This is a genomic window from Pseudomonas sp. LS_2, assembly GCF_042709235.1.
GTDB lineage: Bacteria > Pseudomonadota > Gammaproteobacteria > Pseudomonadales > Pseudomonadaceae > Aquipseudomonas.
Map to the genome: position 1 here is coordinate 90731 of NZ_JAVAYC010000006.1, position 24985 is coordinate 115715.

A 24985-nucleotide genomic window follows, 5' to 3' on the forward strand; every position below is an offset into this window, starting at 1 on the left:
TTTCGACCGCATGCTCTCCAGCGAGGATGTGATGCGCAGGCGCGCCAGCTTCCTGCAGCGCATCCATGTCGATGGCCCGCTGTTGCTCATCCTGCTGACCCTGGCGGCCGGCAGCCTGTTCGTGCTGTATTCGGCCAGTGGCAAGAACTGGGACCTGCTGATGAAGCAGGCGACCTCCTTTGGTATTGGCCTGGTGTCGATGTTCGTCATCGCCCAGTTCGAGCCACGCTTCATGGCGCGCTGGATACCGCTGGGCTACGTGGTCGGCGTGCTGCTGCTGGTGGTGGTGGATGTCATGGGCCATAACGCCATGGGCGCCACGCGCTGGATCAACATCCCCGGGGTGATTCGCTTCCAGCCCTCGGAATTCATGAAGATCATCATGCCGGCGACCATCGCCTGGTACCTGGCCAAGCGCACCTTGCCGCCCGACCTCAAGCACGTGGCGATCAGCCTGATGCTGATCGGCGTGCCGTTCGCGCTCATCGTCCGCCAACCCGACCTAGGCACTGCATTGCTGATCCTTGCCTCGGGGGCCTTCGTGCTGTTCATGGGCGGGCTGCGCTGGCGCTGGATCCTCAGCGCCATCTGCGCCGTGGTGCCGATCGCCGTGGGGATGTGGTACTTCATCATGCACGACTACCAGAAGCAGCGCGTGCTGACCTTCCTCGACCCGGAAAGCGACCCGTTGGGCACCGGCTGGAACATCATCCAGTCGAAGGCGGCGATCGGCTCGGGCGGGGTATTCGGCAAGGGCTGGTTGCTCGGCACGCAATCGCACCTGGACTTCCTGCCTGAGAGCCATACCGACTTCATCATCGCCGTGCTCGGCGAGGAGTTTGGGCTGGTAGGCATCTGCCTGCTGCTGATCGTCTACCTGCTGCTGATCGGTCGCGGCCTGGTCATCACCGCGCAGGCCCAGACCCTGTTCGGCAAGCTGCTGGCGGGCGGCCTGACCATGACCTTCTTTGTTTATGTGTTCGTCAATATCGGTATGGTCAGCGGCCTGTTGCCCGTGGTGGGTGTGCCGCTGCCCTTCATCAGCTATGGCGGAACTTCGTTGGTGACGCTGCTGTCATCGTTTGGCGTTCTGATGTCGATCCACACGCACCGCAAGTGGATTGCGCAGGTTTGAAAAAGGTGAAGAGTTCAATGCAAGCAGTGCGAAGCTGGGCTGCCCGATGCGTGCCGTGGATCGGCGCGATGGGCCTGCTCGGTGCGGCCCAGCAGGCCAGTGCCGGTGACTACGACGCGTCGCCCCAGGCGGCAGAGTTCATCGGCGAAATGACCCGCGACTACGGCTTCGCCGAGGAGCAGCTGATGGGCGTGTTCGGCGAGGTGCAGCGCAAGCAGGCGATTCTCGACGCCATTTCGCGGCCGGCCGAGCGGGTCAAGCCGTGGAAGGAATACCGCCCGATGTTCCTGACCGATGCGCGCATTGCCCGTGGCGTGGATTTCTGGCGCCAGCACGAGGCCGTGCTGGCCCGCGCCGAGCAGGAATATGGCGTGCCGGCCCAGGTGATCGTCTCGATCATCGGCGTGGAAACCTTCTTCGGCCGCAACACTGGCAACTACCGGGTGATCGATGCGCTGTCGACCCTGGGCTTCGACTACCCGCCCCGCGCCGAATTCTTCCGCAAGGAGCTGCGCGAGTTCCTCTTGCTGGCGCGCGACGAGCAGCTCGATCCGCTGACCCTCAAGGGCTCCTATGCCGGCGCCATGGGCCTGCCGCAGTTCATGCCAAGCAGCTTCCGCCATTACGCCGTGGACTTCGACGGCGACGGCCACATCAATATCTGGAACAACCCCGACGACGCCATCGGCAGCGTCGCCAGCTACTTCAAGCGTCATGGCTGGGTAGGTGGCGAGCCTGTGGTCAGCCGCGCCAGCGTGAGCGGGGCGCGGGTCGACGAAGGGCTGACCACCGGCATCGAGCCTGTGAAGACGGTCGCACAGTTGCGGGCCTTGGGCTGGTCGAGTCATGATGCGCTGCGCGATGATCTGCCGGTCACGGCCTTCCGGCTCGAAGGCGAAAACGGCCCGGAATACTGGATGGGCCTGAAGAACTTCTACGCGATCACGCGGTACAACCGCAGCGTGATGTACGCCATGGCGGTGCATCAGCTTTCCGAACAGCTGGTCCAGGCACGGGGCGTCAAGTAATGCGTGAACTCTTTACCACCAACACCTTCAAGCTGCTGACCTGCCTCGCGGTCGGCCTGGCCCTGGCCAGCTGTTCGTCCAGCCGCCCGGCACCGCAGACCGGCAGCGGCAACACCGTGCGTGCCCAGCCGGGCCTTGACATCAACCGGGCCCACAAGGATGGCGCGCCTTGGTGGGACGTTGACGTCAACAAGATCCCCGATGCCACCCCGACGGTTCACACCGGCAACTACAAGGCCAACCCCTACACGGTGCTGGGCAAGACCTACTACCCGATACAGGAATTTCGCAACTACCGCGCCGAGGGCACGGCCTCGTGGTACGGCACCAAGTTCCACGGGCAGAACACCGCCAACGGCGAACTCTACGACCTCTATGGCATGAGCGCGGCGCACAAGACCCTGCCGCTGCCGGCCTACGTACGCGTCACCAACCTGGCCAACGGGCGTAGCGTGATCCTGCGGGTGAACGACCGTGGTCCGTTCTATTCCGACCGCATCATCGACCTGTCGTACGCCGCGGCGAAGAAGCTCGGCTATGCCGAGAGCGGCACCGCCCACGTGCGCGTCGAGGGTATCGACCCGGAGCAGTGGTGGGCCGAGCGCGGCCAGAAGCCTCCGCTGGTGCTCAAGGAGCCGCAAGTGGCCCAGGCCCAGCCGGCGCCGGCCAATACCGGGCGCATCGAACAATGGACCCCACCGGCGCAGCAGCATGCAGCGCCCGTGGTGCCGGTTCAGGTAGGCGGCAACAATGTGCCGAGCAACAGCGGTGGCAGCTTCCTGCAGGTGGGTGCTTTCGCCAACCCGGATGCCGCCGAGCTGCTGCGCTCGAAGCTCAGCACCATGGTCAGCGCGCCGGTGTTCATCAGTTCCGTTGTGCGTAACCAGCAGACGCTGCACCGCGTACGCCTGGGGCCGATCAACAGCCAGGGCGAGATCCAGCAGGCCCAGGACAGCATTCGCCTGGCCAACCTGGGGCAGGCCAAGGTGGTCACTGACTGAACCGGCCCTGGCGGTCGGTTTTGTCATGAATTGCCGGGCGCCGCCATGTACAATGGCGGTTTTGCCCCTTGAGGCAAGGGCTGTGCGCCAGCCCAAAGCAGACTGAAACGCCGCAGGCCCCCTGCGGAACATCAGACACTTATCGATTTACGAGAGACGGATGAACATCACCAACCTTGCCAAACGACTTTGCCTGCCTGTCCTGCTGCTGATCGCGCCCGCTTCGTTCGCGGCCGAGCAGATGATGCCGGCGCCTCCGCAGCTGGCGGCCAAGTCCTATGTACTCATGGATGCGTCCAGCGGCAACGTGCTGGTCGAGAACAACGGTGACGAGCGCCTGCCGCCAGCCAGCCTGACCAAGCTGATGACCGCCTACATCGCCACCCTGGACATCCGCCGTGGCCAGATCGGCGAGAACGACCCGGTCACCGTCAGCGAGAACGCCTGGCGTACCGGTGGTTCGCGCATGTTCATCAAGGTCGGCAGCCAGGTCACCGTCAGCGACCTGCTGCACGGCATCATCATCCAGTCGGGCAACGATGCCTCCGTCGCCCTGGCCGAGCACATCGCTGGTAGCGAAGACGCCTTCGCCGACATGATGAACAAGACCTCCGCCGATCTTGGCATGTCCAACAGCCACTTCATGAACCCTACCGGCCTGCCGCACCCGGAGCACTACTCCTCGGCACACGACATGGCCCTGCTGGCGCGCGCGATCATCAACGAAGACCCGGCGCACTACGCGATCTACTCGCAGAAAGAGTTCTACTGGAACAACATCAAGCAGCCCAACCGCAACCTGCTGCTGTGGCGCGACAAGACGGTCGATGGCCTGAAGACCGGCCATACCGAGGAAGCCGGCTACTGCATGGTGGCGTCGGCGGTACGTGACGGCCAGCGCCTGATCGCCGTGGTGTTCGGCACCAACAGCGAGCAGTCTCGCGCTGCCGAGACCCAGAAGCTCCTGACCTACGGTTTCCGCTTCTTCGAAACCCAGACCTTCTATCAGAAGGGCACCGAGCTGAGCCAGGCGCCAGTCTGGAAAGGCGCCACCAACCAGGTGAAGGCCGGCCTGGCCAACGACCTGACCATGACTATGCCTAAAGGCCAGTTGAAGCGCCTGCAGGCTTCGATGACCATGAATCCGCAACTGACCGCGCCTATCGCCAAAGGTGACGTGATCGGCAAAGTGGAAGTCAAACTGGACGAGAAAGTGGTTCACAGCGCCGACCTGATCGCCCTCGATGGCGTCGAGGAAGGCGGATTCCTGCGCCGTATGTGGGATAGCATTCGTCTATTCTTCTATGGCTTGTTCAACTGATACGTGACCTGCATGCCCCCGCGTAACGCCGCGGGGGCATTGTTGTTGCCACGCCTTACGAGGGCGTTTGCGCCATGAGCGAACCCGACGTCAAGTCGCACAAGATCGAATTCCCCTGCGAGGATTACCCCATCAAGGTCATCGGCGATACCGTGGTCGGTTTCCGCGATACCGTGATCGAAATCCTCAGCAAGCACGCCAAGGTCGACCTGAGCACACTGGCCGAGCGTCAGAGCAAGGAAGGCAAGTACACCACCGTGCAGTTGCACATCGTCGCCGAGAGCGAGAACCAGCTGCACGACATCAACAGCGCCCTGCGAGCCACCGGCATCGTGAAAATGGTGCTGTGATGCAGGCATGCCTCGGTTTTCGCGATCTTGGCCTGCAGCGCTATGAACCGGTGCTGGAGGCGATGCGTCGCTTCACCGAGCAGCGAGGCCCGGATAGCCAGGATGAAATCTGGCTGGTCGAGCATCCGGCGGTGTTCACCCAGGGCCAGGCCGGCAAGGCCGAGCACCTGTTGGTGCCAGGCGATATCCCAGTGGTGCAGACTGACCGCGGCGGCCAGGTGACCTACCATGGCCCCGGCCAGCTGGTGGCGTATCTGCTGTTGGATGTGCGGCGCCTGGGCATCGGTGTGCGCGAGCTGGTCAGCCGCATCGAGCAGACGCTGGTGGCGTTGCTCGCCAGCTACGGCGTCGAGGCAGTGGCCAAGCCCGATGCGCCGGGTGTATATGTCGACGGGGCGAAGATCGCCTCGCTGGGCTTGCGAATTCGCAATGGTCGTTCTTTCCACGGCCTTGCCTTGAACGTGGACATGGACCTTGCGCCATTCCGCCGAATCAACCCCTGCGGGTATGCCGGGCTGGCGATGACCCAGCTGCGCGACCTGGCAGGGCCGATCGAACTCGACGAGGTCAGGACGAGGCTGCGTGGACAGCTGGTCAGGCACCTCGACTATGCAGAGCAGACGACCCTCACGGGCGGAATCGACTGAATATGACAACTGTGCAAGAAGCCGTGCCGAACCTGATCCCTACCCAGGATGCCACCCCGCGCCCCGCGCCGAAGAAGGTGGAAGCTGGGGTCAAGCTGCGTGGCGCCGAGAAGGTGGCGCGCATCCCGGTCAAGATCATCCCCACCGACGAGCTGCCGAAGAAGCCCGACTGGATCCGCGTGCGTATCCCGGTTTCCCCGGAGGTCGACCGCATCAAGCAACTGTTGCGCAAGCACAAGCTGCACAGCGTGTGCGAAGAGGCGTCCTGCCCGAACCTGGGCGAATGCTTCTCCGGCGGTACCGCCACCTTCATGATCATGGGCGACATCTGCACCCGACGCTGTCCGTTCTGCGACGTGGGCCATGGCCGACCAAAGCCGCTGGACCTGGACGAGCCGAAGAACCTGGCCATTGCCATTGCCGACCTGCGCCTGAAGTACGTGGTGATCACCTCGGTGGACCGCGACGACCTGCGCGACGGCGGTGCCCAGCACTTCGCCGACTGCATCCGCGAGATCCGCGCGCTGTCGCCGGGCGTGCAACTGGAAACCCTGGTGCCGGACTACCGTGGTCGCATGGAGGTTGCGCTGGAGATCACCGCGCAGACCCCGCCGGACGTGTTCAACCACAACCTGGAAACCGTGCCGCGCCTGTACAAGGCCGCACGTCCCGGTTCGGACTACGACTGGTCGCTGGACCTGCTGCAGCGCTTCAAGCAGCTGGTGCCGCACGTACCGACCAAGTCGGGCCTGATGCTTGGCTTGGGCGAAACCGACGAAGAAGTGATCGAGGTGATGCACCGCATGCGCGAGCACGACATCGACATGCTGACCCTCGGCCAGTACCTGCAGCCTTCGCGCAGCCACCTGCCGGTGCAGCGCTTCGTCCACCCGGACACCTTCGCCTGGTTCGCCGAGGAAGGCTACAAGATGGGCTTCAAGAACGTTGCCTCCGGGCCGCTGGTGCGTTCGTCCTACCACGCCGACCAGCAGGCGCACGAAGCCAAGATCAAGCTCTGAGCTGGGCCTGAGTGAAAATGCCGATGCGTGCCTGATGGCCGCATCGGCATTTTTTTGCCTGGTATGTATCCCAGTGGGTGAGGCGATGGCTGCCGGGCAGACTGACGCTCATCACCCCACAAGGAGTTGTTCGATGAACCGTATTGAATCGCCGACACGGGTATTGCCCGAGGCCCTGCCAGGCAATGCCTGCTTCGCTATCGTCGCGCCTGCAGGGCCCGCCCGCCTGGACGCCGGCAAGGCCGAGCAGTGGTTTGCCGAGCGGGGCTACCGATGCCGCCTCTACCCGGGCGTCGAGCAGGCGCAAGGCTACCTGGCAGGCTCCGACGCGCAGCGTGCTCAGGACCTGCACGATGCCTTCAGTGACCCTGGGATAGATGCCATTCTGTGCATGCGCGGCGGCTACGGCAGCATGCGCCTGCTCGACCGCCTGGATTTCGACCTGATTGGACGCCACCCCAAGCCGTTGATCGGCTACAGCGATATCACTGCCCTGCACAGCGCAATCAACCGCTACGCGGGCTTCGTCACGTTCCATGGTGCGATGCTCAATGCCGACCTGCTGGGCAACAAACTGGAGCCCACGGCCAGCTCCCTGTTCGAACAGCTAAGCGGCCAGAAAGGCGCGGGCGATGAGCTGGCCCATCCTGCGGCGTACCCGTTGACCTCGGTGGTGCCGGGCGTCGCCAGCGGTCGACTGGTGGGGGGCAATCTTTCGTTGCTGGGGGCGACCTTAGGCACCTTGGCCGAGGTCGATACGCAGGACAGCATCCTGTTTATCGAAGACGTCAATGAGCCGCTGTACCGGATCGATCGCCTGCTGACCCAGTTGCGCCTGGCAGGCAAGCTGGCGGGCGTGCGTGGTGTGCTGGTGGGAGATTTCGCTGGGGTCAGCGTGGCGGCGCTGACGCCGCTGCTGCGCGATACGTTCGAGCCGCTGGGTGTGCCAGTGCTGGCCGACTGGCGCAGTGGGCATTGCGACCCGAACCTGTGCCTGCCATTGGGCGCCAGGGTGCGGTTGGACAGTGATGGGCAGGCTTTGGTGCTGGAACAGGCGTTGTTCAGTTAGACCGTGGTGACACTTTCGCGGGTAAACCCGCTCCCACAGTTACTCTGTGGGAGCGGGTTTACCCGCGAAGAAGTCGCCGCGATTTCAGCGTTGACGCAGGCTATCGAGCAACTTGTGGGTCGGATAACCATCCGCCGGCCAGCCTTGCGCCTGCTGGGCATTGCGAATGGCCTTGCGGGTATTGGCGCCGATGATGCCATCGGCATTGCCCGCCTCATGCCCACTGGCATTGAGCAGGTTCTGCAGCTCGATGCGCTCGCTGCGGCTCAGCGGCAGGTCATCTTTCGGCCAGCTACCGGCAATGAAGCCCCAGCCGCTGAAACGGTCGCCCAGCAGGCCAACGGCCAATGCATAGGACGACGAATTGTTGTATTTGAGGATCGCGCGGAAGTTGTCCAGTACCAGGAACGCCGGCCCGCGGGCGCCTGCCGGCAACAAGAGGGCGGCGGAGAGCTGGCTGCTGCCGACCGGCAGCTGGGTGCCAGCAGGCAGCTTCACGCCCAGCAGCAACCATTCGCTGACCGGCTTGCGCTGTGCGCCGTCGGCCAGCCAGTAGTCGAAGCCTGCCGGCACCTGCACCTCGAAGCCCCAGGGCTGGCCGTGTTTCCAGCCAGAGGCTTGCAGGTAGTGGGCGGTCGAGGCCAGGGCGTCTGCGCTGCTGTTCCAGATGTCGCGGCGGCCGTCGCCATCGAAGTCGACCGCGTGGGTGTTGTAGGTGGTGGGGATGAACTGGGTCTGGCCCATGGCCCCGGCCCACGAACCCCGCATGGCCTCCGGCTGGATATCGCCGTTCTGCAGGATTTGCAGCGCCGCGATCAGCTGGTCCTGGGCGAAGGTCGGGCGGCGGCCTTCATAGGCCAGCGTGGCCAGTGAGCGAATCACCGACTTGTTGCCCTGGAAGGTGCCGAAGTTGCTCTCCATGCCCCATACCGAGACCAGGGTCTGGCGGTCTACGCCATAGCGTTGCTCGATGCGGGTCAGCAGCTCGGCATGCTGCTCGAGTAGCTTCTTGCCATTGCGCACGCGCACTGGCGACAGCGCGCCATCGAGGTATTCCCAGACCGGGCGGGTGAACTCCGGCTGGCTGCGATCGGCCTTGATCACGTCCATATCCGGGGTGACGCCAAGGAACGCGCGGTCGAACAGTGAGGCACTGATGCCGGCCTGCAAGGCTTGCTGGCGGAAGCCCGCCTGCCATTGGGCGAAGGTTTGCAGTGGCTGGATTTCGTTACTGGCACTGGGCGTAGTGCCCGGCAGCGTAACCACCGGGTTGGGCTGGGCGGGGGGCAGTGGCAGGGCATCGGCGGCGGTGGGTTTTTACGCGCAGGCGACGGGCAGGATCAAGCTTGAAGCCGCGATCAGCTGGCGGGGTTGCCAGCGTAGGGAAAGACGGAGGGGCATGCACAGGTCCAGGTTTGCAGTTCAAGTGCAGACCATACCATGACTGCGTCTTTTCATGCCGCCAGAAAGGAAGAAGCCTCCCACTCTCTCGAGTGGAAGGCTTCGCGGCGGTAGCTGCCTTTGCCTTTTCCTGGCTGTTCCTGGCGGCTGCGGAACAGGGGTTGAGCGATGATCGACTTGGCCTTGTTCGGGCCGTGTTTTTTCGGCTTTTTGCTCATGGCGAGACTCCCGGTTGGGTGGTGATCGGGGCGCACTCTAAGGCCACTGGGAGGGTGGGACCAATTGATTGTATTTATGACCGGCGTTACTCCGGCGGCAGGGCGATCCGCTGCCCGGCCATCAGCAGCGACAGCCGCGCCAGGCTGGTCCATGGCGAGCCTTCGGCCTGGCCCTTGATCTGTGCATCGATGCGCTGGGCGTCCTGCAGCAGTTGCGCCCAGCGCTGTGCGCTGAGACGCTGCAGGGCTTTGCTGACCAGGGGGCGACGCTTGTCCCACACTGGCGGGCGCGCCTGGCTGAAGGCTTTTTCCAGCGGCACGCCCTGGCTGAATTGTTGCGCCAGGCCGGCCAGCTGGCGCAGTTCCCGCGCCAGCGCCCAGAGAATCACCGGAGGCTCCACGCCCTCACCGCGCAAGCCCTCAAGCATACGCAGGGCATGGCTGGCCTCGCCATTGAGAATGGCATCGACCAGGCCGAACACGTCGAAGCGTGCGCTATCGGCCACGGCGGCCTGCACGGTTTCCACAGTTATCTGGTTGCCTTCGGCGAGTAGCTTGAGCTTCTCGATTTCCTGGGCCGCGGCCAGCAGGTTGCCCTCTACTCGCGCAGCGATCAGGTCCACGGCATCGCGCTGGGCCGACAACCCGGCCTGCACCAGGCGCTGGTTGATCCATTGCGGCAGTTGCTGGGCGTCCACTGGCCAGATCTGGATGAACTGGCAGTGCGCACCTTCCACCAATGCCTTGCCCCACTTGGTCTTCTGCGCACTGCCATCGAGCTTGGGCAGGCTGATAAGCAGCAATGTGTCTTCGGCAGGGCGCGAGCAGTACTCGATCAGTGCGCCAGCGCCTTTGTCGCCCGGTTTGCCGGAAGGCAGGCGCAGTTCGAGCAGGCGCTTCTGGGCGAAAAGCGACAGGCTGGCACCGGCCAGCAGCAGGTTGCCCCAGTCGAAATTGGCGTCGGCACTGAATACCTGGCGTTCGTCGAAGCCTTGCTGGCGCGCTGCATTGCGGATGGCATCGGCGGCTTCCTGACACAGCAACGGGTCGTCGCCGCTGACCACGTAAACGGGGGCCAGGCTGCCTTGCAGGTGCTTGTTGAGTTGGGCGGGGGCTAGCTTCATGGGAAGGGCGGGGCACCGAAGTGCCCCGGTCCGGCTCAGTTCGCCGGGATTTCCAGCGGCGACTGCTGCGGCGTGGCGTCCTGGATGCGCTGGGCTTCGCGCAGCGCTTCGGCCTCGGCACGGGCGCGTTCGTCAGCCTGCTGCTGCAGTTGCTCGAGGCGTGCCGGGGTCAGCTGTTGCAGGCGAACCAGCATGCGCTGGACCTGGTCGCCGCGCAGTTCCTCGCGCACTTGCGTCGCTTCCTGGCCGGACCCGGTGATGTTGTTGCCGTCATGGATGAAGATGCGCCGTACTTCCAGTTTGTCTTCCAGCAGCAGGGCATCGTTCTGGCCGACGATGGCGTACTTGAGCACCGCAGTCAGCTCGTACTCTGCCGAGCGGCTGCCGCCGGAGTAGGTGGCGGCGCGTTGCTCTTCCTGCTCGTCGGTCAGGATCAGCTTGTAGGGGGCGCCCGCGTGGACGTTCACGCCGCTGGTCTGGAGCGCGCGTCGCAGTTGCGTGACGGTCTCGCCGTAGGCGTTGCGTGCGCTGACGTCCAGCTCCTTGATGGCCAGTTCGGTAGTACCGCGCAGCTGGAAACCACAGGCGCTGAGCAAGACGGCCAGGCCTATAACCAGCAGATTGCGTTTGATCATGTTGTTGCTCCCTTGTGGGCCGATTACGCCCGCTCGCACAGTGCGCGAGCGGGCGCTGCCATCAGTTGGCGACGATGTTGACCAGTTTGCCCGGTACCACGATGACCTTGCGGATGGTCAAGCCATCGAGGAAACGCAAGACGTTCTCGTTGTTGCGGGCGGCCGCTTCGATTTCCTCACGGCTGGCGGCGGCAGGCATCTCGACCTGGCCGCGCAGCTTGCCGTTGACCTGTACCACCAGGGTCAGGGTGTCCTGCACCAGTGCGCTCTCGTCCACGGTCGGCCAGGTGGCATCGATCACGGCCTGGTCGTGGCCCAGTTGCTTCCACAGTTCGTGGCTCAGGTGCGGGGTGATCGGCGACAGCAGCAGCACCACGGCCTCCAGGCCTTCCTGGAGCAGGGCGCGATCCTGTTCGCTGGCCTGCGGGGCTTTTTCCAGCACGTTCATCACGGTCATCACCTGGGCGATGGCGGTGTTGAACTTGTGGTGCTGGCCCACGTCGGTGCTGGCCTGCTTGATCGCCGCGTGGATGGCGCGGCGGATGACCTTCTGCTCGTCGCTCAGCGCGGCGATCTCCAGCTTGCCAGGCAGGCCTTGGCTGACGTGGGCGTGGGCCAGGCGCCAGACACGGCGCAGGAAGCGGCTGGCACCTTCGACGCCGGAGTCGGACCATTCCAGGCTCATGTCGGGCGGCGAGGCGAACATCATGAACAGGCGGCAGGTGTCGGCGCCGTAGGCGTCGATCATGGCCTGCGGGTCGACGCCGTTGTTCTTCGACTTCGACATCTTCTCGGTGCCGCCGATTTCCACTGGCAGCCCATCGGTCTTCAGGCGTGCGCCAACGATCTTGGCCTTGGCATCGCGCTCGATCTCGACATCGGCTGGGTTGAACCAGTCCTTGCCGCCATTGCTGGCCACGCGGTAGTAGGTCTCGGCGACCACCATGCCCTGGGTCAGCAGGTTCTTGAACGGCTCGTTGGAGGTGACCAGACCTTCATCGCGCATCAGCTTGTGGAAGAAGCGCGCATACAGCAGGTGCAGGATGGCGTGCTCGATACCACCGATGTACTGGTCTACCGGCAGCCAGTGGTTGGCGGCCTTCGGATCGACCAGGCCACCTTCGTAGTTCGGCGAGGCGTAGCGGGCGAAGTACCAGGACGACTCGACGAAGGTGTCCATGGTGTCGGTTTCGCGCTTGGCCGCGGTGCCGCATTTCGGGCAGGTGCATTCGTAGAATTCGGGCATGCGCGCCAGTGGCGAGCCCGCGCCGTCCGGCACCACGTTTTCCGGCAGGGTGACCGGGAGCTGGTCTTCCGGTACCGGTACGTCGCCGCAGGATGGGCAGTGGATGATCGGGATCGGGCAGCCCCAGTAGCGCTGGCGGCTGATACCCCAGTCGCGCAGGCGGAACTGGGTGCGCGACTTGCCCAGCCCCTTGCGGATCAGCGCCGCTTCGATGGCGTCGAAGGCGCCCGGGAAGTCCAGGCCATCAAATTCACCGGAGTTGATCAGCTGGCCATGCTCGCCATAGGCGGCCAGCCACTCGCTGCCGACTTCATCGCCCGCAGGGGTGCGCACCACGGCCTTGACCGGCAGGTTGTACTTGTGGGCGAATTCGAAATCACGCTCGTCGTGGGCAGGTACGGCCATGACCGCGCCATCGCCGTAGTGCATCAGCACATAGTTGGCGACCCACACCGGCAGCTTCTCACCGGTCAGCGGGTGCTCGACCAGCAGGGAAGTGGCCATGCCCTTCTTCTCCTGGGTCGCCATGTCGGCTTCGGCCACGCTGCCGCTCTTGCATTCGTCGATGAACGCTTGCAGCGCCGGGTTGCCCTGGGCGGCCTGGGTGGCCAGCGGGTGTTCGGCGGCGACGGCCACGTAGGTGGCGCCCATCAGCGTGTCGGGGCGAGTGGTGAAGACCTTGAGCGCGCCGGCGTGGCCGATGCTGGCCTGGTCGTAGGGGAACTGCACTTCCATGCCGCGCGACTTGCCGATCCAGTTGCGCTGCATGGTCTTGACCTGCTCAGGCCAGCCCGGCAGCTCGTCGAGGCTTTCCAGCAGCTCGTCGGCATAGTCGGTGATGCGGAAGTAGTACATCGGGATTTCGCGCTTCTCGATCAGCGCGCCCGAACGCCAGCCGCGGCCATCGATGACCTGCTCGTTGGCCAGTACGGTCTGGTCGACCGGGTCCCAGTTGACGGTGCCGTTCTTGCGGTAGATCACGCCTTTTTCGAACAGGCGGGTGAACAGCCACTGCTCCCAGCGGTAGTAGTCCGGCTTGCAGGTGGTGACTTCGCGCGACCAGTCGAAGGCCAGGCCCAGGCTCTTGAGCTGGGTCTTCATGTACTCGATGTTCTCGTACGTCCACTTCGCCGGGGCGACGTTGTTCTTCATCGCGGCGTTTTCCGCCGGCATGCCGAAGGCATCCCAACCCATCGGCTGCAGGACGTTCTTGCCCAGCATGCGCTGGTAGCGGGCGATGACGTCGCCGATGGTGTAGTTGCGCACGTGGCCCATGTGTAGCTTGCCGCTCGGGTACGGGAACATCGACAGGCAGTAGAAGGTGTCCTTGCCTGGCTGTTCGGTGACAGCGAACGATTGTTGCTCGTCCCAGAATGTCTGGGCGGCGGCTTCGATTTCACGGGGCTGGTATTGTTCGTGCATGGCTACTTTTTGCTGAGAGGTAAAAGACCCTGTTTCCAGGCAGCGGAACCTCGCTGCGTCCGGCACTGCGGTGTCGTTGGAGTGAACGCCGTAGCATACATGAGCGCCGCGCATCGTGGGAAACCCAGATTGCGAAAGGCGCCGCGCGGGCCGTTGGTCGCGGCAGGCAGCTGCTTTTTGCAGCGGCGCTAAGCTCATCCGTGGGGGAGATATTTTTATCTTCAATGAGGTGAACGGATGGGAGAGTCGCAACCAACTGCAAACAAGCCGGAGTTGTACGAACGCCTGATCGACCGCCTGGGCCTGGCACTCGAAGTGGCCAGGACCTCCGTACGATTGCGCGACGAAATGCCCGCTGAGCTGGAGCTGCGCGGTCTGAGCCACGCGGAGTTCCAAGTCATAAAGGCCTACCTGGATACGCTTCCAGAGGGCTGCTACGCCAGTGCCGGTGCTTATCAGCAACCGGAGCCCAGCAAGGGCAAGATCGTCTGGCTCAAGGACAAGCAACGCCCGGCTGCCGTGGCAAAGTCCAGAACGCAACCTTCCAGATAGCCGTTCAGGATCGGAGGCGTGAGCCTGCTTGCGCCGTTCTTCGTTACACATCGTGCTGATCGGCACCGCCCAGCCACTTGTTGGCCGGTGTCGATCCTCTTACGCTGCACGCCTTCGCCGGAGGTGCGCAGATGTCAATAGTGTTCTTCATCAAACAATGGCTGATGCCGCCAGGTGCGTTGTTCCTGCTGCTGCTGGCTGCCTGGTGGCTGCGTGGGCGGCGTCCGGGCCTGGCCGCGGGCTGCTTCGTCCTTGGGCTGGGTGGCTTGTGGCTGATGAGCCTGCCGCTGGTGGTGCAGCAGGCGGCGCGCCAGCTCGAGACCGAGGCGCCGCTGTCTGTCGAGGAATGGGCCGGGCTTGCCGCGCGTGCCGATGCCATCGTGGTACTGGGCTCAGGGCGGGAGCGTGGCGACCCGGCCTGGGGTGGCCAGGACCAACCCACCGGTGTGGCGTTGGAGCGCATGCGCTACGCGGCGCAGTTGGCCAAGGCCTCGGGCTTGCCGGTGCTGACCAGCGGCGGGCTGCACTATGGCTCGCCGCCTAGCGAGGCGCACCTGATGGCCGAGCGCATGCAGGCGGATTTCGGCGTGGCGGTGAAGTGGAAGGAGGAAGCTAGCCGCACCACCTGGGAGAACGCCAAGCTCAGTGCGCAGTTGTTGCAGCCGCAGGGGATCCGCCGGGTAGTAGTGGTGACCCAGGCCTGGCACATGCAGCGCTCGCGCTGGAGCTTCGAGCGGGTGGGCTTCGAGGTGCTGCCGGCGCCGGTGGGGTTCCTCGGTGGGGACCATGCGCGGCCGTTTGCAGGGCTACTGCCAGAAGGCCGGGCCCTGTGGCGCAGTGGGCAATTGCTGAATGAGGTAGCGGGTCTGGTGGGGTATAGGCTGTTTTATTGAGGGTGCTCGCTCCGGCCTCTTCGCGGCAAGCCCGCCAAGAGGCGGAGTCGTCACACCGTCTTGGCGATCCGCCCCGCCAGCAACGCCCAACCCATCAACAGCACGCAGAGCACCGCCAGCGGCCATGAACGCCATTGCAGGTAAGGCGTCAGTTGCTGCATCGGCACTACCTCGCCATACAGGATCGCCCGCTGGAACTGCGGGATCTGCGCGGTGATCTTGCCGAACGGGTCGATCAGCGCGGTCACCCCGTTGTTGGTGGCGCGGATCATCCAGCGGCCAGCCTCCAAGGCGCGCATCTGCGCCATTTGCAGGTGTTGCAGCGGGCCGATGGAGGTGCCGAACCAGGTATCGTTGCTGATGGTCAGCAGCAGGTCGCTACGCGCCGCCAGCCCAGCGGCGAACTCCGGATAGACCACTTCGTAGCAGATATACGGCGCGATCTGGTAACCCTTGGCTTGCAGCAGTGGCTGGTCCTCCGGGCCGCGGGCGAAGTCCGACATTGGCAGGTTGAAGAACTCGATCAAACCGCGCAGCACATCTTGCAAGGGCACGTACTCGCCGAACGGCACCAGCTTTTGCTTGAGGTAGGTGCCGTCACCCTCGCCGGTTACGGTGATGCCGTTGAAGTAGCGGCGCTGCTGGTGCACCACTTCGCGTACCGGTACGCCAGTGATCAGCGCGCTGTGTCGGTCGGCGGCGAAGCTGCCCATCATGTCGATGTAGCCCTGGGCCTGGTCCTTGAGCACCGGCACTGCGGTTTCCGGCCAGACCAGCAGGTCGACCGGCTTGGCGCTGAAGCTCATGTCGCGGTACAGGGCCAGCTGCGCATTGATGTGCTCGGGGTTCCACTTCAGCTCCTGCTCGACATTGCCTTGCAGGGCGGCGACGGTCAGTGGGTCTCCTGCCGGGCGGGTCCAGGGGTGGCCTTTGAGGGCCAGGCCGACGCCCCAGGGGGCCGCCAGCAGCAGCACGCCGATGGCCAGGAAGGCCGGACGTGCCCGCAGGCGGTGCAGGTTGCACAACAACGCGGCGGACAACGCCAGGGTGAACGACACCAGCCACACGCCGCCCAGCGGCGCCAGGCCTGCCAATGGCCCATCGAGCTGGCTGTAGCCCGCGTACATCCAGGGGAAACCGGTGAGGAACCAGCCGCGGAAGGCTTCCTGCAACAGCCACAGCGCGGCGAAGCACAAGGCATCGGCCAGGGGCGCTTCGCTGCGGCGCAGCCAGCGGGCCCACAGCCAGGCGGGCAGGGCGATGAACCAGGCAAGACAGGCGAAGAATGCAACCAGCAGCACGATGGCCAGTAGCGGCGAGGCGCCGCCGTAGGTATTCATGCTGACGTAGATCCACCAGGTGCCGGCGCCATACAGGCCGAAACCGTAGTGCCAGCCGCGCCACAGGGCCTGGCGCGGGCTGAGCTCGCGCAGGCCGAGGTAGAGCACGGCAATGGCCAGCAAGGCGATCGGCCAGAGGTCGAACGGCGCCAGGGCCAGGGTGGTCGAGGCGCCGGCCGCCAGGGCCAGCAGGTTACCGGGCCAGCCGGGGCGGGTGATCCAGCGCATGTTTTTCCTTAACGGGTGATCGGTGTCAGGCGCAGCAAGTGTATCCGCCGGCTGTCGGCGTTGAGAATACGGAAGCGGTAGGCGCCGATCTCGGTGGTCTCGTTGCGCTTGGGCAGGTGGCCGAAGGCGCTCATCACCAGGCCGCCAACGGTGTCGAACTCATCGTCGGAGAACTCGCTGTCGAAGAACTCATTGAAGTTCTCGATCGGCGTCAGAGCCTTGACCAGGAAGTCGCCGCTTGGCAGCGGCTTGATATAGCTGTCTTCTTCGACGTCGTGCTCGTCCTCGATGTCGCCGACGATCTGTTCGAGCACGTCCTCGATGGTGACCAGGCCTGCCACGCCGCCATATTCGTCTATGACGACGGCCATGTGGTTGTGGTTGGCGCGGAACTCGCGCAGCAGCACGTTGAGGCGCTTGGACTCCGGCACGAAGGTGGCGGGGCGCAGCAGGTCCTTGATGTTGAAGTTGTCGCCGTTCTCCTTGAGGATCAGCGGCAGCAAGTCCTTGGCCAGCAGGATGCCCAGCACGTCGTCGTGGCTTTCGCCGATCACCGGGTAGCGCGAGTGCGCGGCGTCGATCACCGCCGGCAGGAATTCGCGTGGCGACTGGCTGGCCTTGATGCTCATCATCTGCGAGCGCGGCACCATGATGTCGCGCACCTGCAGGTCGGCGACCTGGATGGCACCTTCGACGATGGTCAGCGCTTCGCTGTCGAGCAGCTTGTTCTGATGGGCTTCGCGCAGCAGCTCCAGCAGCTCCTGGCGGTTCTTGGGCTCATGGGCAAAAGCCTGGGTCAGCTTACCCAGCCAGGACTTCTGCCCGTTGCTCGATCGATCTTCGCTCATGGCGGTTACTCGTGATCCTTGTGTGTATCAGTGTGTGAGGGGTTCGGTGTGGTCGTCGGCGTAAGGGTCCGGATGACCCAGTTCCGCCAGCAATGTTCGTTCCAGCGCTTCCATTTCCTCGGCCTCATCGTCGTCGATGTGGTCGTAGCCGAGCAGGTGCAGGCAGCCATGAATGACCAGGTGTGCCCAGTGCGCTTGCAAAGCCTTGCCCTGTTCCGCGGCCTCGCGCTCGACCACCGGCACGCAGATGACCAGGTCACCCAGCAGGGGGATGTCGAGCAATTCGTCGGGGACGTCGGCGGGGAAGGACAGCACATTGGTCGCGTAGTCCTTGTGCCGGTAGGTGTGGTTCAGCTCGCGGCCTTCGGCCTCGTCGACCAGGCGAATGGTCATTTCCGAGTCGGCGGTGCGCTGGCGCAGGGCCAATTCGCACCAGCGGCGGAAGGCGGCGTCATCGGGGGCAGGGGCGTCGGTCGCTCGTTGCAGGTCGAGTTCAAGCATCTTTGCTGGGCGCCTCGGGCTTGGCCTGGCGAGCTTCGAAGCGGTCGTAGGCTTCGACGATGCGCTGTACCAGCGGGTGACGCACCACATCCTTGGGCTGGAAGTGAGTGAAGCTGATGCCTGGCACGTCCCTGAGCACTTCGATCACGTGGGCCAGGCCTGACTTGGTGCCGCGCGGCAGGTCGACCTGGGTGATGTCGCCAGTGATCACCGCAGTAGAGCCGAAGCCGATGCGGGTGAGGAACATCTTCATCTGCTCCAGCGTGGTGTTCTGGCTTTCGTCGAGGATGATGAAGCTGTTGTTCAGGGTGCGGCCACGCATGTAGGCCAGCGGGGCGATCTCGATCACCTGGCGCTCGATCAGCTTGGCCACGTGCTCGAAGCCGAGCATTTCATAGAGCGCGTCGTACAGCGGGCGCAGGTACGGGTCGATCTTCTGGGCCAGGTCGCCGGGCAGGAAGCCGAGCTTCTCGCCCGCCTCGACCGCTGGGCGCACCAGCAGGATGCGGCGCACTTGCTCGCGCTCCAGGGCATCCACGGCGCAGGCCACCGCCAGGTAGGTCTTGCCGGTACCGGCCGGGCCGATGCCGAAGTTGATGTCGTTGGCCAGGATTTCCTTGACGTAGCGCTGCTGGTTGGCACCGCGCGGACGGATATTGCCCTTGCGCGTGCGCAGCGAAACGCTGACTTCGTTGGCGGCGGGGTTGTCGATGTTCTCGACCGTCGACTCCTGCAGGTACAGGTGGACGGTTTCCGGCGACAGGTCGGTGGCTTTGGTTTCGCGATACAGGCGGCGCAGCAGTTGCTCGGCGGCAGACGTGGTCTTGGTGTCGCCGATCAGTTCGAACTGGTTGCCACGGTTGCGGATCTCGATGGCCAGGCGTTGTTCGATCAGGCGCAGGTGCTCGTCGAACTGGCCGCACAGGTTGGCGAAACGGTGGGCCTCGAAGGGTTCGAGGGTGAAACGATGGGGTTGTATGGGAGCGTTCAAGGTCGTTTTTAGCCGCTCGTCGGCAATGGGAGTGCGTTCAAGAATACCCCTTGAGCGGCGGTGGCGGAAGCACCGAGGCGATCAAGGGTCGATACGGGTTGTCGGCCCCGTCGGCAAACGCTGACTGAACCAAGCCACAGGTGACTGGCCGCGTGGCAACGGATTATCGCACTGGAAGTTGACGATTCGGTGATGCGTGGCGGGCCGCTGCGTGCCCTGGCCAATGCCGCAGAAGCAGGTGTGCCGAGGCTCAGGGGAGTGGCGAGAAGGGTGTACGACCGTCTGCGCTTTGCAGTTCCAGCAGGTACTTGCGGAAGATCTGGCCGAGCACCTGGGTGGCGTGCTCGAGCTCGTCGCGAGGCATCTGCTCGGTGACTTCGTCGGCCATGTCCAGCGCTTCCTCGGCGCCGTTTACCGCCGCGATCTTCAGCAGGATATAGGCCTGCACGTTGTTGGCCTTCACGCCTTCGCCATGGAAGAACATGCTGCCCAGGCGGTACTGCGCCTGCGCCTGGCCTTGCAACGAGGCCTTGCCGAACCAGTTCAGCGCCTTGTCGAGGTCCTTGGGTGCCTGGCCACCGCTGTAGTAGAACTCGCCCAGCTCGTACTGCGCCTGGGCATCCCCGCTGCCGGCAACCTCTTCGCAAGCCTTCAGGGCGTTCTCCAGCGCTTGCGACGTTGCATCCAGCGTGCAGCGCCCGGTCGTTGGGATCAGCAACGAGTTACCGCCCTGCGCCAAGGCCAGCAGGGGCTGAAGAAGCAACAGGCAGCCCAGGGTCAGGGCGCGGCCGGTGCGGTTCATGGGGATCGACTTACCTCTGCAAAGCTGCGGCCAATGTGTCTGGTGGCACATTATGGGATAAGCAGCGCCTACCTTACAAAGTTTTACTCGAATTTCTAGCGCAGCCAGGCACATGCCTTGGCGCTGTGCCGGCCTCTTCGCAGGTAGATCTGCAAAGAGGCCGCAGGTTCACTTCAGCGCTGCGAACGCCCGCTCGGCTGCATCCAGGGTGATGGCCAGTTCCTTGTCGCCATGGGCGATGGAGGTGAAGCCGGCTTCGAATGCGCTTGGCGCCAGGTACACGCCGCCTTCGAGCATCAGGTGGAAGAAGCGCTTGAAGCGCTCGGCATCGCTGGCCATGACGTCATCGAAGGTGACGATATCGTCGGCACCGCTGAAGTACAGGCCGAACATCGCACCTGCCTGGGTGGTGACGAACGGCACGCCTGCCGCGTCGGCGCGCTGCTGCAGGCCGTCGAGCATGCGGCTGGTGAAGTCGCTGAGCTCGTCGTGGAAGCCAGGGCGGCTGATGAGCTTGAGGGTGGTCAGGCCGGCGGCCATGGCCAGCGGGTTGCCCGACAATGTGCCAGCCTGGTAGACCGGGCCCAGCGGGGCGATGCAACCCATGATTTCGCGTTTGCCGCCGAAGCAGCCGACCGGCATGCCGCCGCCGACGATCTTGCCGAAGGTCGACAGGTCGGGGGTGATGCCGTAGTAGCCTTGGGCGCCGCCCAGCGACACTCGGAAACCGGTCATCACTTCGTCGAAGATCAGCACCACGCCGTGCTTGTCGCACTGCTCGCGCAGGCCTTCGAGGAAGCCGGGCGCCGGCGGCACGCAGTTCATGTTGCCGGCCACCGGCTCGACGATGATGCAGGCGACGGTCTTGCCCACCTCGGCCAAGGTCTTCTCCACCGCCGCCAGGTCGTTGAACGGCAAGGTCAGGGTGTGCTTGGCGAAGTCGGCCGGCACGCCCGCCGAGCTCGGCACGCCCTGGGTCAGCAGGCCGGAACCGGCCTTGACCAGCAGGCTGTCGGAGTGGCCGTGGTAGCAGCCTTCGAACTTGATGATGGCATCGCGCCCGGTATAGCCGCGGGCCAGGCGGATGGCGCTCATGGTCGCCTCGGTGCCGGAGCTGACCATGCGCACCATTTCCATCGACGGCACCAGCGAGCAGACCAGGTCGGCCATCTCGGTTTCCATGGCGGTCGGGGCGCCGTACGACAGGCCGTGCTGCAACTGGTTGCGCACCGCGTCGAGCACCTGCGGGTGGCCATGACCAAGGATCATCGGGCCCCAGGAGCCGACATAGTCGACGTAGCGCTTGTCATCTTCATCGATGACATAGGCGCCTTCGGCGTGCTTGAAGAACAGTGGCGTACCGCCAACGCTCTTGAAGGCACGAACCGGCGAGTTCACGCCGCCGGGGATGTGTTTCTGGGCTTGGGCGAAGAGGGCTTCGGAACGGGACATGGGGTCTTCTCTCGAAATCAGGAAGCGAACAGGGCGTTGAAGGCGCGGGCGCGGCGGGTGACTTCCTGCGCGCTGTCGGCACCGAACAGGCCGTGGATCACCGCCAGCAGGTCGGCGCCATGGGCGACCAGCGGGGCGGCGTTGTCGAGGGTGATGCCGCCGATCACGGCAATCGGCTGCTTGACCTGGTCACGGGCCTGCTCCAGCAGCTCGAGGCTGGCTGCGGGGGCGCCGGGCTTGGTCACGGAATTGAAGAAGCGGCCGAAGGCCACGTAGCTGGCGCCTTCTGCAGCGGCCTGGGCGGCCAGTTCGAGACTGGCGTGGCAGGTGGAGCCAATGATGGCGTGGCGCCCCAGCAGGGCACGGGCCGGGGTCAGCGGGCCGTCGGTCTGGCCCAGGTGTACGCCCACGCCCAGGCGCGCGGCCAGCTCGGCATCGTCGTTGATGATGAGCTGGGTGCCGTAGCGTTCGCACAGGGTCTTCAGCGCTTCGGCCTCACGCAGGCGGCGGGAGGCGTCGTCGCTTTTGTCGCGGTATTGCAGCAGGCGCACGCCGCCTTCCAGCGCCGCTTGCACATAGGGCAGGAAATGACCAGCGAGCAACTGGCTGTCGGTAATCGCGTACAGGCCGCGTAGCTTCATGGGAGCGCCTCGTTTCAGGAGCAGAAGTCCAGGGGGAGCCGACGCGGCACGTACTGGCCCTTGCCCAACTGTTCAGCATCGCGCAGCGTTCGCCAGGTGTAGTCCAGGGCACTGCGCACCGCGCTTTGCAGTTGTTCGCCCAGTGCCAGGCGACCGGCCAGGGCACTGGCGAGGGTACAGCCCGAGCCGTGGTAGCTGCCCGGCAGTCGCTGGCAGGTCCAAGTGTGTTGTTGGCCATCGCGGCTGTACAGGCGGTTGTGGATTTCTTCCTCATCGCCATGGCCACCGGTAATCAACAGGTGCTTGCAGAACGGCAGGAGCTTTTCGGCGCACTGGTCTGCCGTACCTTCTGGCAGCTCGGCGAGAATGCGTGCCTCGGGCAGGTTCGGCGTGGCGATGGTGGCCCGTGGCAGCAGGCGTTCACGCAACGCATAACCGACCTCGTCCTTGCCCAGCCGACCGCCGCCGCCAGCACGCAGCACCGGGTCGCAGACCAGCGGCAGGTGAGGGTGCGCGGTCAGCAGCTCGGCGACGGTGTCGACCATCTCGATCGAGCCGAGCATGCCGAGCTTCACCGCCGCCACCGTGGAGTCGGCCAGCACCGCGTTGGCCTGGGCCAGCACCCACTCGCGGTCGAGGACGCGGAAGTCGGAAACGTCGACGGTATCCTGCACGGTCAGGGCGGTTACCGCAGGTGCGGCGTGGCACCCCTGGGCGATCAGGGCTTCGATATCTGCCTGCAGGCCGGCGCCGCCACTGGGGTCGTGGCCGGAGAGACAGAGGACAACGGGGCGGGAGCTGTAGATATTCATGGTCGGCGAGCTTACCACCAAACCTTTTGGCGAGCGTTGAGCGCTGCACGAAAATTCCTGTCCGTATGGTCATTTATATGATTCGGAGAATTCTGAAAGTGCTGCGCTAGAGCTGTTCCCAGTTAATTTGATGTGGCTACTGGCCAGCGCCGGAGGCTATGCTAGATTGCTCTGACAACTCGATAAACGGCCCTGCCGAATCAGCGTCGTCTCAAATGGATAGGAGGCAATCGCGACGCGACCGGACAGGCCATGCTGGGGCTGTATGCGCTATTTGCTGATTATGCTTCTGGGCTGCTTGCCCTGGTTCGCCGCAGCGGTCGACTTTGACGACGCCACGCGAAAACTTCCGTTGGGCAAGCTGATGCAGGTCCATGAGGACCGTGAGGGCAGTGCCACCATCGCCCAGGTCAGCGCCCCGGCGTTCGCCGCGCGTTTCCGCCCACATGACCAGGCCGTGCTCAACGCCGGCTATTCCACCTCGGCGCTGTGGATCAAGCTCGACCTGCGCCTCACCCAGCAGCGCTCGCGCAGCCCGCGCCAGTGGCTGCTGGAGCTTGCCTACCCGCCCCTGGACCACGCGGACCTGTACCTGCCGGACGAGCAGGGTGGCTATCGCCTGGCGGTGCGCACGGGCGATACATTGCCCTATGCCAGTCGGCAGATTGCGCAGAACGACTACCTGTTCGAGCTGCCGCTGGTGCCGGGGCAGACGATGACCGCCTACCTGCGCGTGCAAAGTGAAGGCTCGCTGCAAGTGCCCCTGACCTTGTGGGCCGCCGATGCCTATATAGAAGCGCAACCTACCCGCCTCTACGTGCTGGGCATGATCTACGGCGTGCTGCTGGTGATGCTGGTGTACAACCTGTTCATCTACCTCAGCGTGCGGGATGTCAGCTACCTCTACTACATTCTTTATATCGCCTCGTTCAGCCTCTACCAGGTGTCGGTCAACGGCGCCGGGGTCGCCTACCTGTGGCCGAACAACCCTTGGTGGGCCAACGCTGCCACGCCGCTGTTCATTGGCGCGGCAGGCGTGTTCGGTTGTCAGTTCGCGCGGCATTTCCTCAACTTTGGCAGGCTCAGCCGCAGTTTCGATCGCCTGTTGATGCTGTTGATGGCCGCTGGGGTAGGGGTGGTTCTGATGGCTGTGAGCATGCCCTACGGCTTGGCCTTGCGAATGGCGACGGGCCTGGCCCTGGTGTTCACCCTCGCGATCTTCGCTGCCGGGCTGTTCGCCTGGCTGCGCGGAGTACGCGTGGCGCGCTGGTTCATCTTCGCCTGGTCGGCGTTCCTGGCGGGCGGGCTGGTCAACACCCTGATGGTGCTGGGCTACCTGCCCAATGTATTCATCACCATGTATGCCAGCCAGCTCGGCGCCGCGCTGGAAGTGGCGCTGCTGTCGCTGGCCCTGGCCGACCGCATCAATGGCTTGCGCGAGGAGCAGGCCGGGGCGTTGCGCGACAGCGGGCTGACCCTGGAGCATCTCAACCAGCAGTTGGCGCGCAGCAACCGCCTGAAGGACGACTTCCTGGCGACCGTGACCCACGAACTGCGTACACCGATGAGCGGCGTGATCGGTGCACTGGAGCTGATGCACACCCTGCCCATGTGCGCCGAGCAGGCGCAGTACCAACGTACTGCCAAGGGGGCCGCCCAGGACATGATGACCATGGTCGACGATATCCTCACCCTCACCGAACTGCACGCCGGCCGCCTGCGTGCCTACGGTGCACCGTTCAGCCTGCGCAGGCTGTTGCAGGACCTGCGCGGTGAATACGCCGACAAGGCGCAGCAAAAAGGCCTCTACCTGAGCCTGGACATTCCCACCGACCTGCCCGACAACCTGGTAGCCGACGTGCAAAAGCTCAAGCGCTGCCTGGCCTGCCTGGTGGACAACGGGCTGAAGTTCACCCACCACGGGGGCGTGATGATTCAGGTCAGGGCGCGCGAGGCCGGGCCGGGCAGCCTTGTCCTGAGTATCACGGTGAGCGACAGCGGCATCGGCTTCGAAGATATCGACCAGGCGATCCTCTACCAGCGCTTCTTCCAGGTCGATGGCTCCATGACCCGGCGCTATGGCGGCCTGGGCATCGGTCTGTCGATCTGCCGACAACTGGGCGATCTGATCGGTGCCACGTTGTCCCACGAGTCGACACGGGGTCTGGGCAGCCGTTTCGAGCTGACGCTGGGCGTGGCGATGGTGTCCTTGCACGCGCCCAAGGGCCAGGAGGCGTGGGCTCCGGATCGGGCTCTATGACGGCAGGACTGGCGCTTTTGCCACTTTGACAGCCGTGCAATGAGTGCTT

23 protein-coding genes and 1 pseudogene are annotated in these 24985 nt (G+C 64.4%); 11 read left to right on the plus strand and 13 right to left on the minus strand.

The window, feature by feature from the left end; genetic code table 11:
* Positions 1-31 precede the first annotated feature (31 nt).
* From rodA to RAC97_RS07745, 8 genes are all read left to right on the plus strand, one after another.
* On the plus strand, positions 32-1135 hold the full coding sequence (gene rodA, locus RAC97_RS07710; RefSeq protein WP_375099266.1) for a rod shape-determining protein RodA: 1104 nt from the start codon (positions 32-34) through the stop codon (positions 1133-1135).
* 17 nt (positions 1136-1152) lie between these two features.
* Positions 1153-2163, plus strand: coding sequence for a lytic murein transglycosylase B (gene mltB, locus RAC97_RS07715; protein ID WP_375099221.1), 1011 nt, complete (start codon positions 1153-1155; stop codon positions 2161-2163).
* Positions 2163-3164 (plus strand): septal ring lytic transglycosylase RlpA family protein, encoded by a 1002-nt coding sequence (locus RAC97_RS07720; RefSeq protein ID WP_375099222.1) that lies wholly within the window; start codon positions 2163-2165, stop codon positions 3162-3164. Before mltB ends, RAC97_RS07720 begins: the two co-directional genes overlap by 1 nt.
* 160 nt (positions 3165-3324) lie before the next feature.
* Complete coding sequence (locus tag RAC97_RS07725) at positions 3325-4485, plus strand: D-alanyl-D-alanine carboxypeptidase family protein (RefSeq protein ID WP_375099223.1); 1161 nt, start codon at positions 3325-3327, stop codon at positions 4483-4485.
* A gap of 74 nt (positions 4486-4559) precedes the next feature.
* On the plus strand, positions 4560-4835 hold the full coding sequence (locus RAC97_RS07730; protein ID WP_213658440.1) for a DUF493 domain-containing protein: 276 nt from the start codon (positions 4560-4562) through the stop codon (positions 4833-4835).
* The gene (gene lipB, locus RAC97_RS07735) at positions 4835-5482 is read left to right on the plus strand and encodes a lipoyl(octanoyl) transferase LipB (protein WP_375099224.1); all 648 of its coding nucleotides are present in this window, start codon (positions 4835-4837) and stop codon (positions 5480-5482) included. The genes RAC97_RS07730 and lipB overlap by 1 nt, the downstream gene beginning before the upstream one ends.
* 2 nt (positions 5483-5484) lie before the next feature.
* On the plus strand, positions 5485-6501 hold the full coding sequence (gene lipA, locus RAC97_RS07740; protein WP_375099225.1) for a lipoyl synthase: 1017 nt from the start codon (positions 5485-5487) through the stop codon (positions 6499-6501).
* A gap of 133 nt (positions 6502-6634) precedes the next feature.
* Positions 6635-7570, plus strand: a complete 936-nt coding sequence (locus RAC97_RS07745; protein ID WP_375099226.1) for an LD-carboxypeptidase — start codon at positions 6635-6637, stop codon at positions 7568-7570.
* A gap of 84 nt (positions 7571-7654) precedes the next feature.
* On the opposite strand, the pseudogene RAC97_RS07750 reads toward RAC97_RS07745, so the two are convergent.
* The 5 genes and pseudogenes from RAC97_RS07750 to leuS form a co-directional block, all read right to left on the minus strand.
* Positions 7655-8971 (minus strand): annotated as a pseudogene (locus RAC97_RS07750) (lytic murein transglycosylase).
* Between the two features lie 53 nt (positions 8972-9024).
* On the minus strand, positions 9025-9189 hold the full coding sequence (arfA, locus tag RAC97_RS07755) for an alternative ribosome rescue factor ArfA (RefSeq protein WP_375099228.1): 165 nt from the start codon (positions 9187-9189) through the stop codon (positions 9025-9027).
* An 86-nt stretch (positions 9190-9275) separates the two neighbouring features.
* The gene (gene holA / locus RAC97_RS07760; RefSeq protein WP_375099229.1) at positions 9276-10313 is read right to left on the minus strand and encodes a DNA polymerase III subunit delta; all 1038 of its coding nucleotides are present in this window, start codon (positions 10311-10313) and stop codon (positions 9276-9278) included.
* Positions 10314-10348: 35 nt separating this feature from the next.
* Positions 10349-10948, minus strand: a complete 600-nt coding sequence (lptE, locus tag RAC97_RS07765) for an LPS assembly lipoprotein LptE (RefSeq protein WP_375099230.1) — start codon at positions 10946-10948, stop codon at positions 10349-10351.
* Positions 10949-11009: 61 nt separating this feature from the next.
* Positions 11010-13616 carry a leucine--tRNA ligase gene (gene leuS / locus RAC97_RS07770; RefSeq protein ID WP_375099231.1) on the minus strand — a complete coding sequence of 869 codons (2607 nt, stop codon included), beginning with the start codon at positions 13614-13616 and terminating at the stop codon, positions 11010-11012.
* Between the two features lie 237 nt (positions 13617-13853).
* Between leuS and RAC97_RS07775 the strand changes: the two genes are divergently transcribed.
* Together RAC97_RS07775 and RAC97_RS07780 are read left to right on the plus strand one after the other, a co-directional pair.
* Positions 13854-14168 (plus strand): hypothetical protein, encoded by a 315-nt coding sequence (locus tag RAC97_RS07775; RefSeq protein WP_375099232.1) that lies wholly within the window; start codon positions 13854-13856, stop codon positions 14166-14168.
* Between the two features lie 131 nt (positions 14169-14299).
* Positions 14300-15061: a YdcF family protein gene (locus tag RAC97_RS07780; protein WP_375099233.1), complete on the plus strand. Its 762-nt coding sequence runs from the start codon at positions 14300-14302 to the stop codon at positions 15059-15061.
* A 50-nt stretch (positions 15062-15111) separates the two neighbouring features.
* Here RAC97_RS07780 and lnt read toward each other — a convergent pair whose 3' ends face one another.
* The 8 genes from lnt to RAC97_RS07820 all read right to left on the minus strand — a co-directional run bounded on the left by lnt (position 15112) and on the right by RAC97_RS07820 (position 22676).
* A complete protein-coding gene (gene lnt, locus RAC97_RS07785) occupies positions 15112-16629 on the minus strand; it encodes an apolipoprotein N-acyltransferase (protein ID WP_375099234.1) in 1518 nt (505 codons plus the stop codon).
* Positions 16630-16637: 8 nt separating this feature from the next.
* Entirely contained in the window at positions 16638-17477 is an 840-nt protein-coding gene (locus RAC97_RS07790) for an HlyC/CorC family transporter (protein ID WP_375099235.1), read from the minus strand.
* A gap of 27 nt (positions 17478-17504) precedes the next feature.
* Positions 17505-17978 (minus strand): rRNA maturation RNase YbeY, encoded by a 474-nt coding sequence (ybeY, locus tag RAC97_RS07795; RefSeq protein ID WP_375099236.1) that lies wholly within the window; start codon positions 17976-17978, stop codon positions 17505-17507.
* A complete protein-coding gene (locus RAC97_RS07800; RefSeq protein WP_375099237.1) occupies positions 17971-18969 on the minus strand; it encodes a PhoH family protein in 999 nt (332 codons plus the stop codon). The genes ybeY and RAC97_RS07800 overlap by 8 nt, the downstream gene beginning before the upstream one ends.
* 250 nt (positions 18970-19219) lie before the next feature.
* Positions 19220-19771, minus strand: coding sequence for a tetratricopeptide repeat protein (locus RAC97_RS07805; protein WP_375099238.1), 552 nt, complete (start codon positions 19769-19771; stop codon positions 19220-19222).
* A gap of 168 nt (positions 19772-19939) precedes the next feature.
* Complete coding sequence (gene hemL / locus RAC97_RS07810; RefSeq protein WP_375099239.1) at positions 19940-21223, minus strand: glutamate-1-semialdehyde 2,1-aminomutase; 1284 nt, start codon at positions 21221-21223, stop codon at positions 19940-19942.
* Positions 21224-21240: 17 nt separating this feature from the next.
* A complete protein-coding gene (thiE, locus tag RAC97_RS07815) occupies positions 21241-21864 on the minus strand; it encodes a thiamine phosphate synthase (RefSeq protein WP_375099240.1) in 624 nt (207 codons plus the stop codon).
* Positions 21865-21878: 14 nt separating this feature from the next.
* Complete coding sequence (locus tag RAC97_RS07820) at positions 21879-22676, minus strand: hydroxymethylpyrimidine/phosphomethylpyrimidine kinase (protein ID WP_375099241.1); 798 nt, start codon at positions 22674-22676, stop codon at positions 21879-21881.
* Between the two features lie 265 nt (positions 22677-22941).
* Between RAC97_RS07820 and RAC97_RS07825 the strand changes: the two genes are divergently transcribed.
* Positions 22942-24936, plus strand: coding sequence for a 7TM diverse intracellular signaling domain-containing protein (locus RAC97_RS07825; RefSeq protein WP_375099242.1), 1995 nt, complete (start codon positions 22942-22944; stop codon positions 24934-24936).
* Positions 24937-24985 lie beyond the last annotated feature (49 nt).

What these genes read in the sequence shown, in the direction of transcription:
- ybeY (WP_375099236.1), bottom strand. Translation starts at nt 17,978, where the DNA reads ATGCTTGAACTCGACCTGCAACGAGCGACCGACGCCCCTGCCCCCGAT.
- RAC97_RS07725 (WP_375099223.1), top strand. Translation starts at nt 3,325, where the DNA reads ATGAACATCACCAACCTTGCCAAACGACTTTGCCTGCCTGTCCTGCTG.
- hemL (WP_375099239.1), bottom strand. Translation starts at nt 21,223, where the DNA reads ATGTCCCGTTCCGAAGCCCTCTTCGCCCAAGCCCAGAAACACATCCCC.
- RAC97_RS07805 (WP_375099238.1), bottom strand. Translation starts at nt 19,771, where the DNA reads ATGAACCGCACCGGCCGCGCCCTGACCCTGGGCTGCCTGTTGCTTCTT.
- RAC97_RS07780 (WP_375099233.1), top strand. Translation starts at nt 14,300, where the DNA reads ATGTCAATAGTGTTCTTCATCAAACAATGGCTGATGCCGCCAGGTGCG.
- lptE (WP_375099230.1), bottom strand. Translation starts at nt 10,948, where the DNA reads ATGATCAAACGCAATCTGCTGGTTATAGGCCTGGCCGTCTTGCTCAGC.
- holA (WP_375099229.1), bottom strand. Translation starts at nt 10,313, where the DNA reads ATGAAGCTAGCCCCCGCCCAACTCAACAAGCACCTGCAAGGCAGCCTG.
- lipA (WP_375099225.1), top strand. Translation starts at nt 5,485, where the DNA reads ATGACAACTGTGCAAGAAGCCGTGCCGAACCTGATCCCTACCCAGGAT.
- leuS (WP_375099231.1), bottom strand. Translation starts at nt 13,616, where the DNA reads ATGCACGAACAATACCAGCCCCGTGAAATCGAAGCCGCCGCCCAGACA.
- lipB (WP_375099224.1), top strand. Translation starts at nt 4,835, where the DNA reads ATGCAGGCATGCCTCGGTTTTCGCGATCTTGGCCTGCAGCGCTATGAA.
- arfA (WP_375099228.1), bottom strand. Translation starts at nt 9,189, where the DNA reads ATGAGCAAAAAGCCGAAAAAACACGGCCCGAACAAGGCCAAGTCGATC.
- RAC97_RS07745 (WP_375099226.1), top strand. Translation starts at nt 6,635, where the DNA reads ATGAACCGTATTGAATCGCCGACACGGGTATTGCCCGAGGCCCTGCCA.
- RAC97_RS07825 (WP_375099242.1), top strand. Translation starts at nt 22,942, where the DNA reads ATGCGCTATTTGCTGATTATGCTTCTGGGCTGCTTGCCCTGGTTCGCC.
- RAC97_RS07775 (WP_375099232.1), top strand. Translation starts at nt 13,854, where the DNA reads ATGGGAGAGTCGCAACCAACTGCAAACAAGCCGGAGTTGTACGAACGC.
- RAC97_RS07790 (WP_375099235.1), bottom strand. Translation starts at nt 17,477, where the DNA reads ATGAGCGAAGATCGATCGAGCAACGGGCAGAAGTCCTGGCTGGGTAAG.
- rodA (WP_375099266.1), top strand. Translation starts at nt 32, where the DNA reads ATGCGCAGGCGCGCCAGCTTCCTGCAGCGCATCCATGTCGATGGCCCG.
- RAC97_RS07730 (WP_213658440.1), top strand. Translation starts at nt 4,560, where the DNA reads ATGAGCGAACCCGACGTCAAGTCGCACAAGATCGAATTCCCCTGCGAG.
- RAC97_RS07820 (WP_375099241.1), bottom strand. Translation starts at nt 22,676, where the DNA reads ATGAATATCTACAGCTCCCGCCCCGTTGTCCTCTGTCTCTCCGGCCAC.
- lnt (WP_375099234.1), bottom strand. Translation starts at nt 16,629, where the DNA reads ATGCGCTGGATCACCCGCCCCGGCTGGCCCGGTAACCTGCTGGCCCTG.
- thiE (WP_375099240.1), bottom strand. Translation starts at nt 21,864, where the DNA reads ATGAAGCTACGCGGCCTGTACGCGATTACCGACAGCCAGTTGCTCGCT.
- mltB (WP_375099221.1), top strand. Translation starts at nt 1,153, where the DNA reads ATGCAAGCAGTGCGAAGCTGGGCTGCCCGATGCGTGCCGTGGATCGGC.
- RAC97_RS07720 (WP_375099222.1), top strand. Translation starts at nt 2,163, where the DNA reads ATGCGTGAACTCTTTACCACCAACACCTTCAAGCTGCTGACCTGCCTC.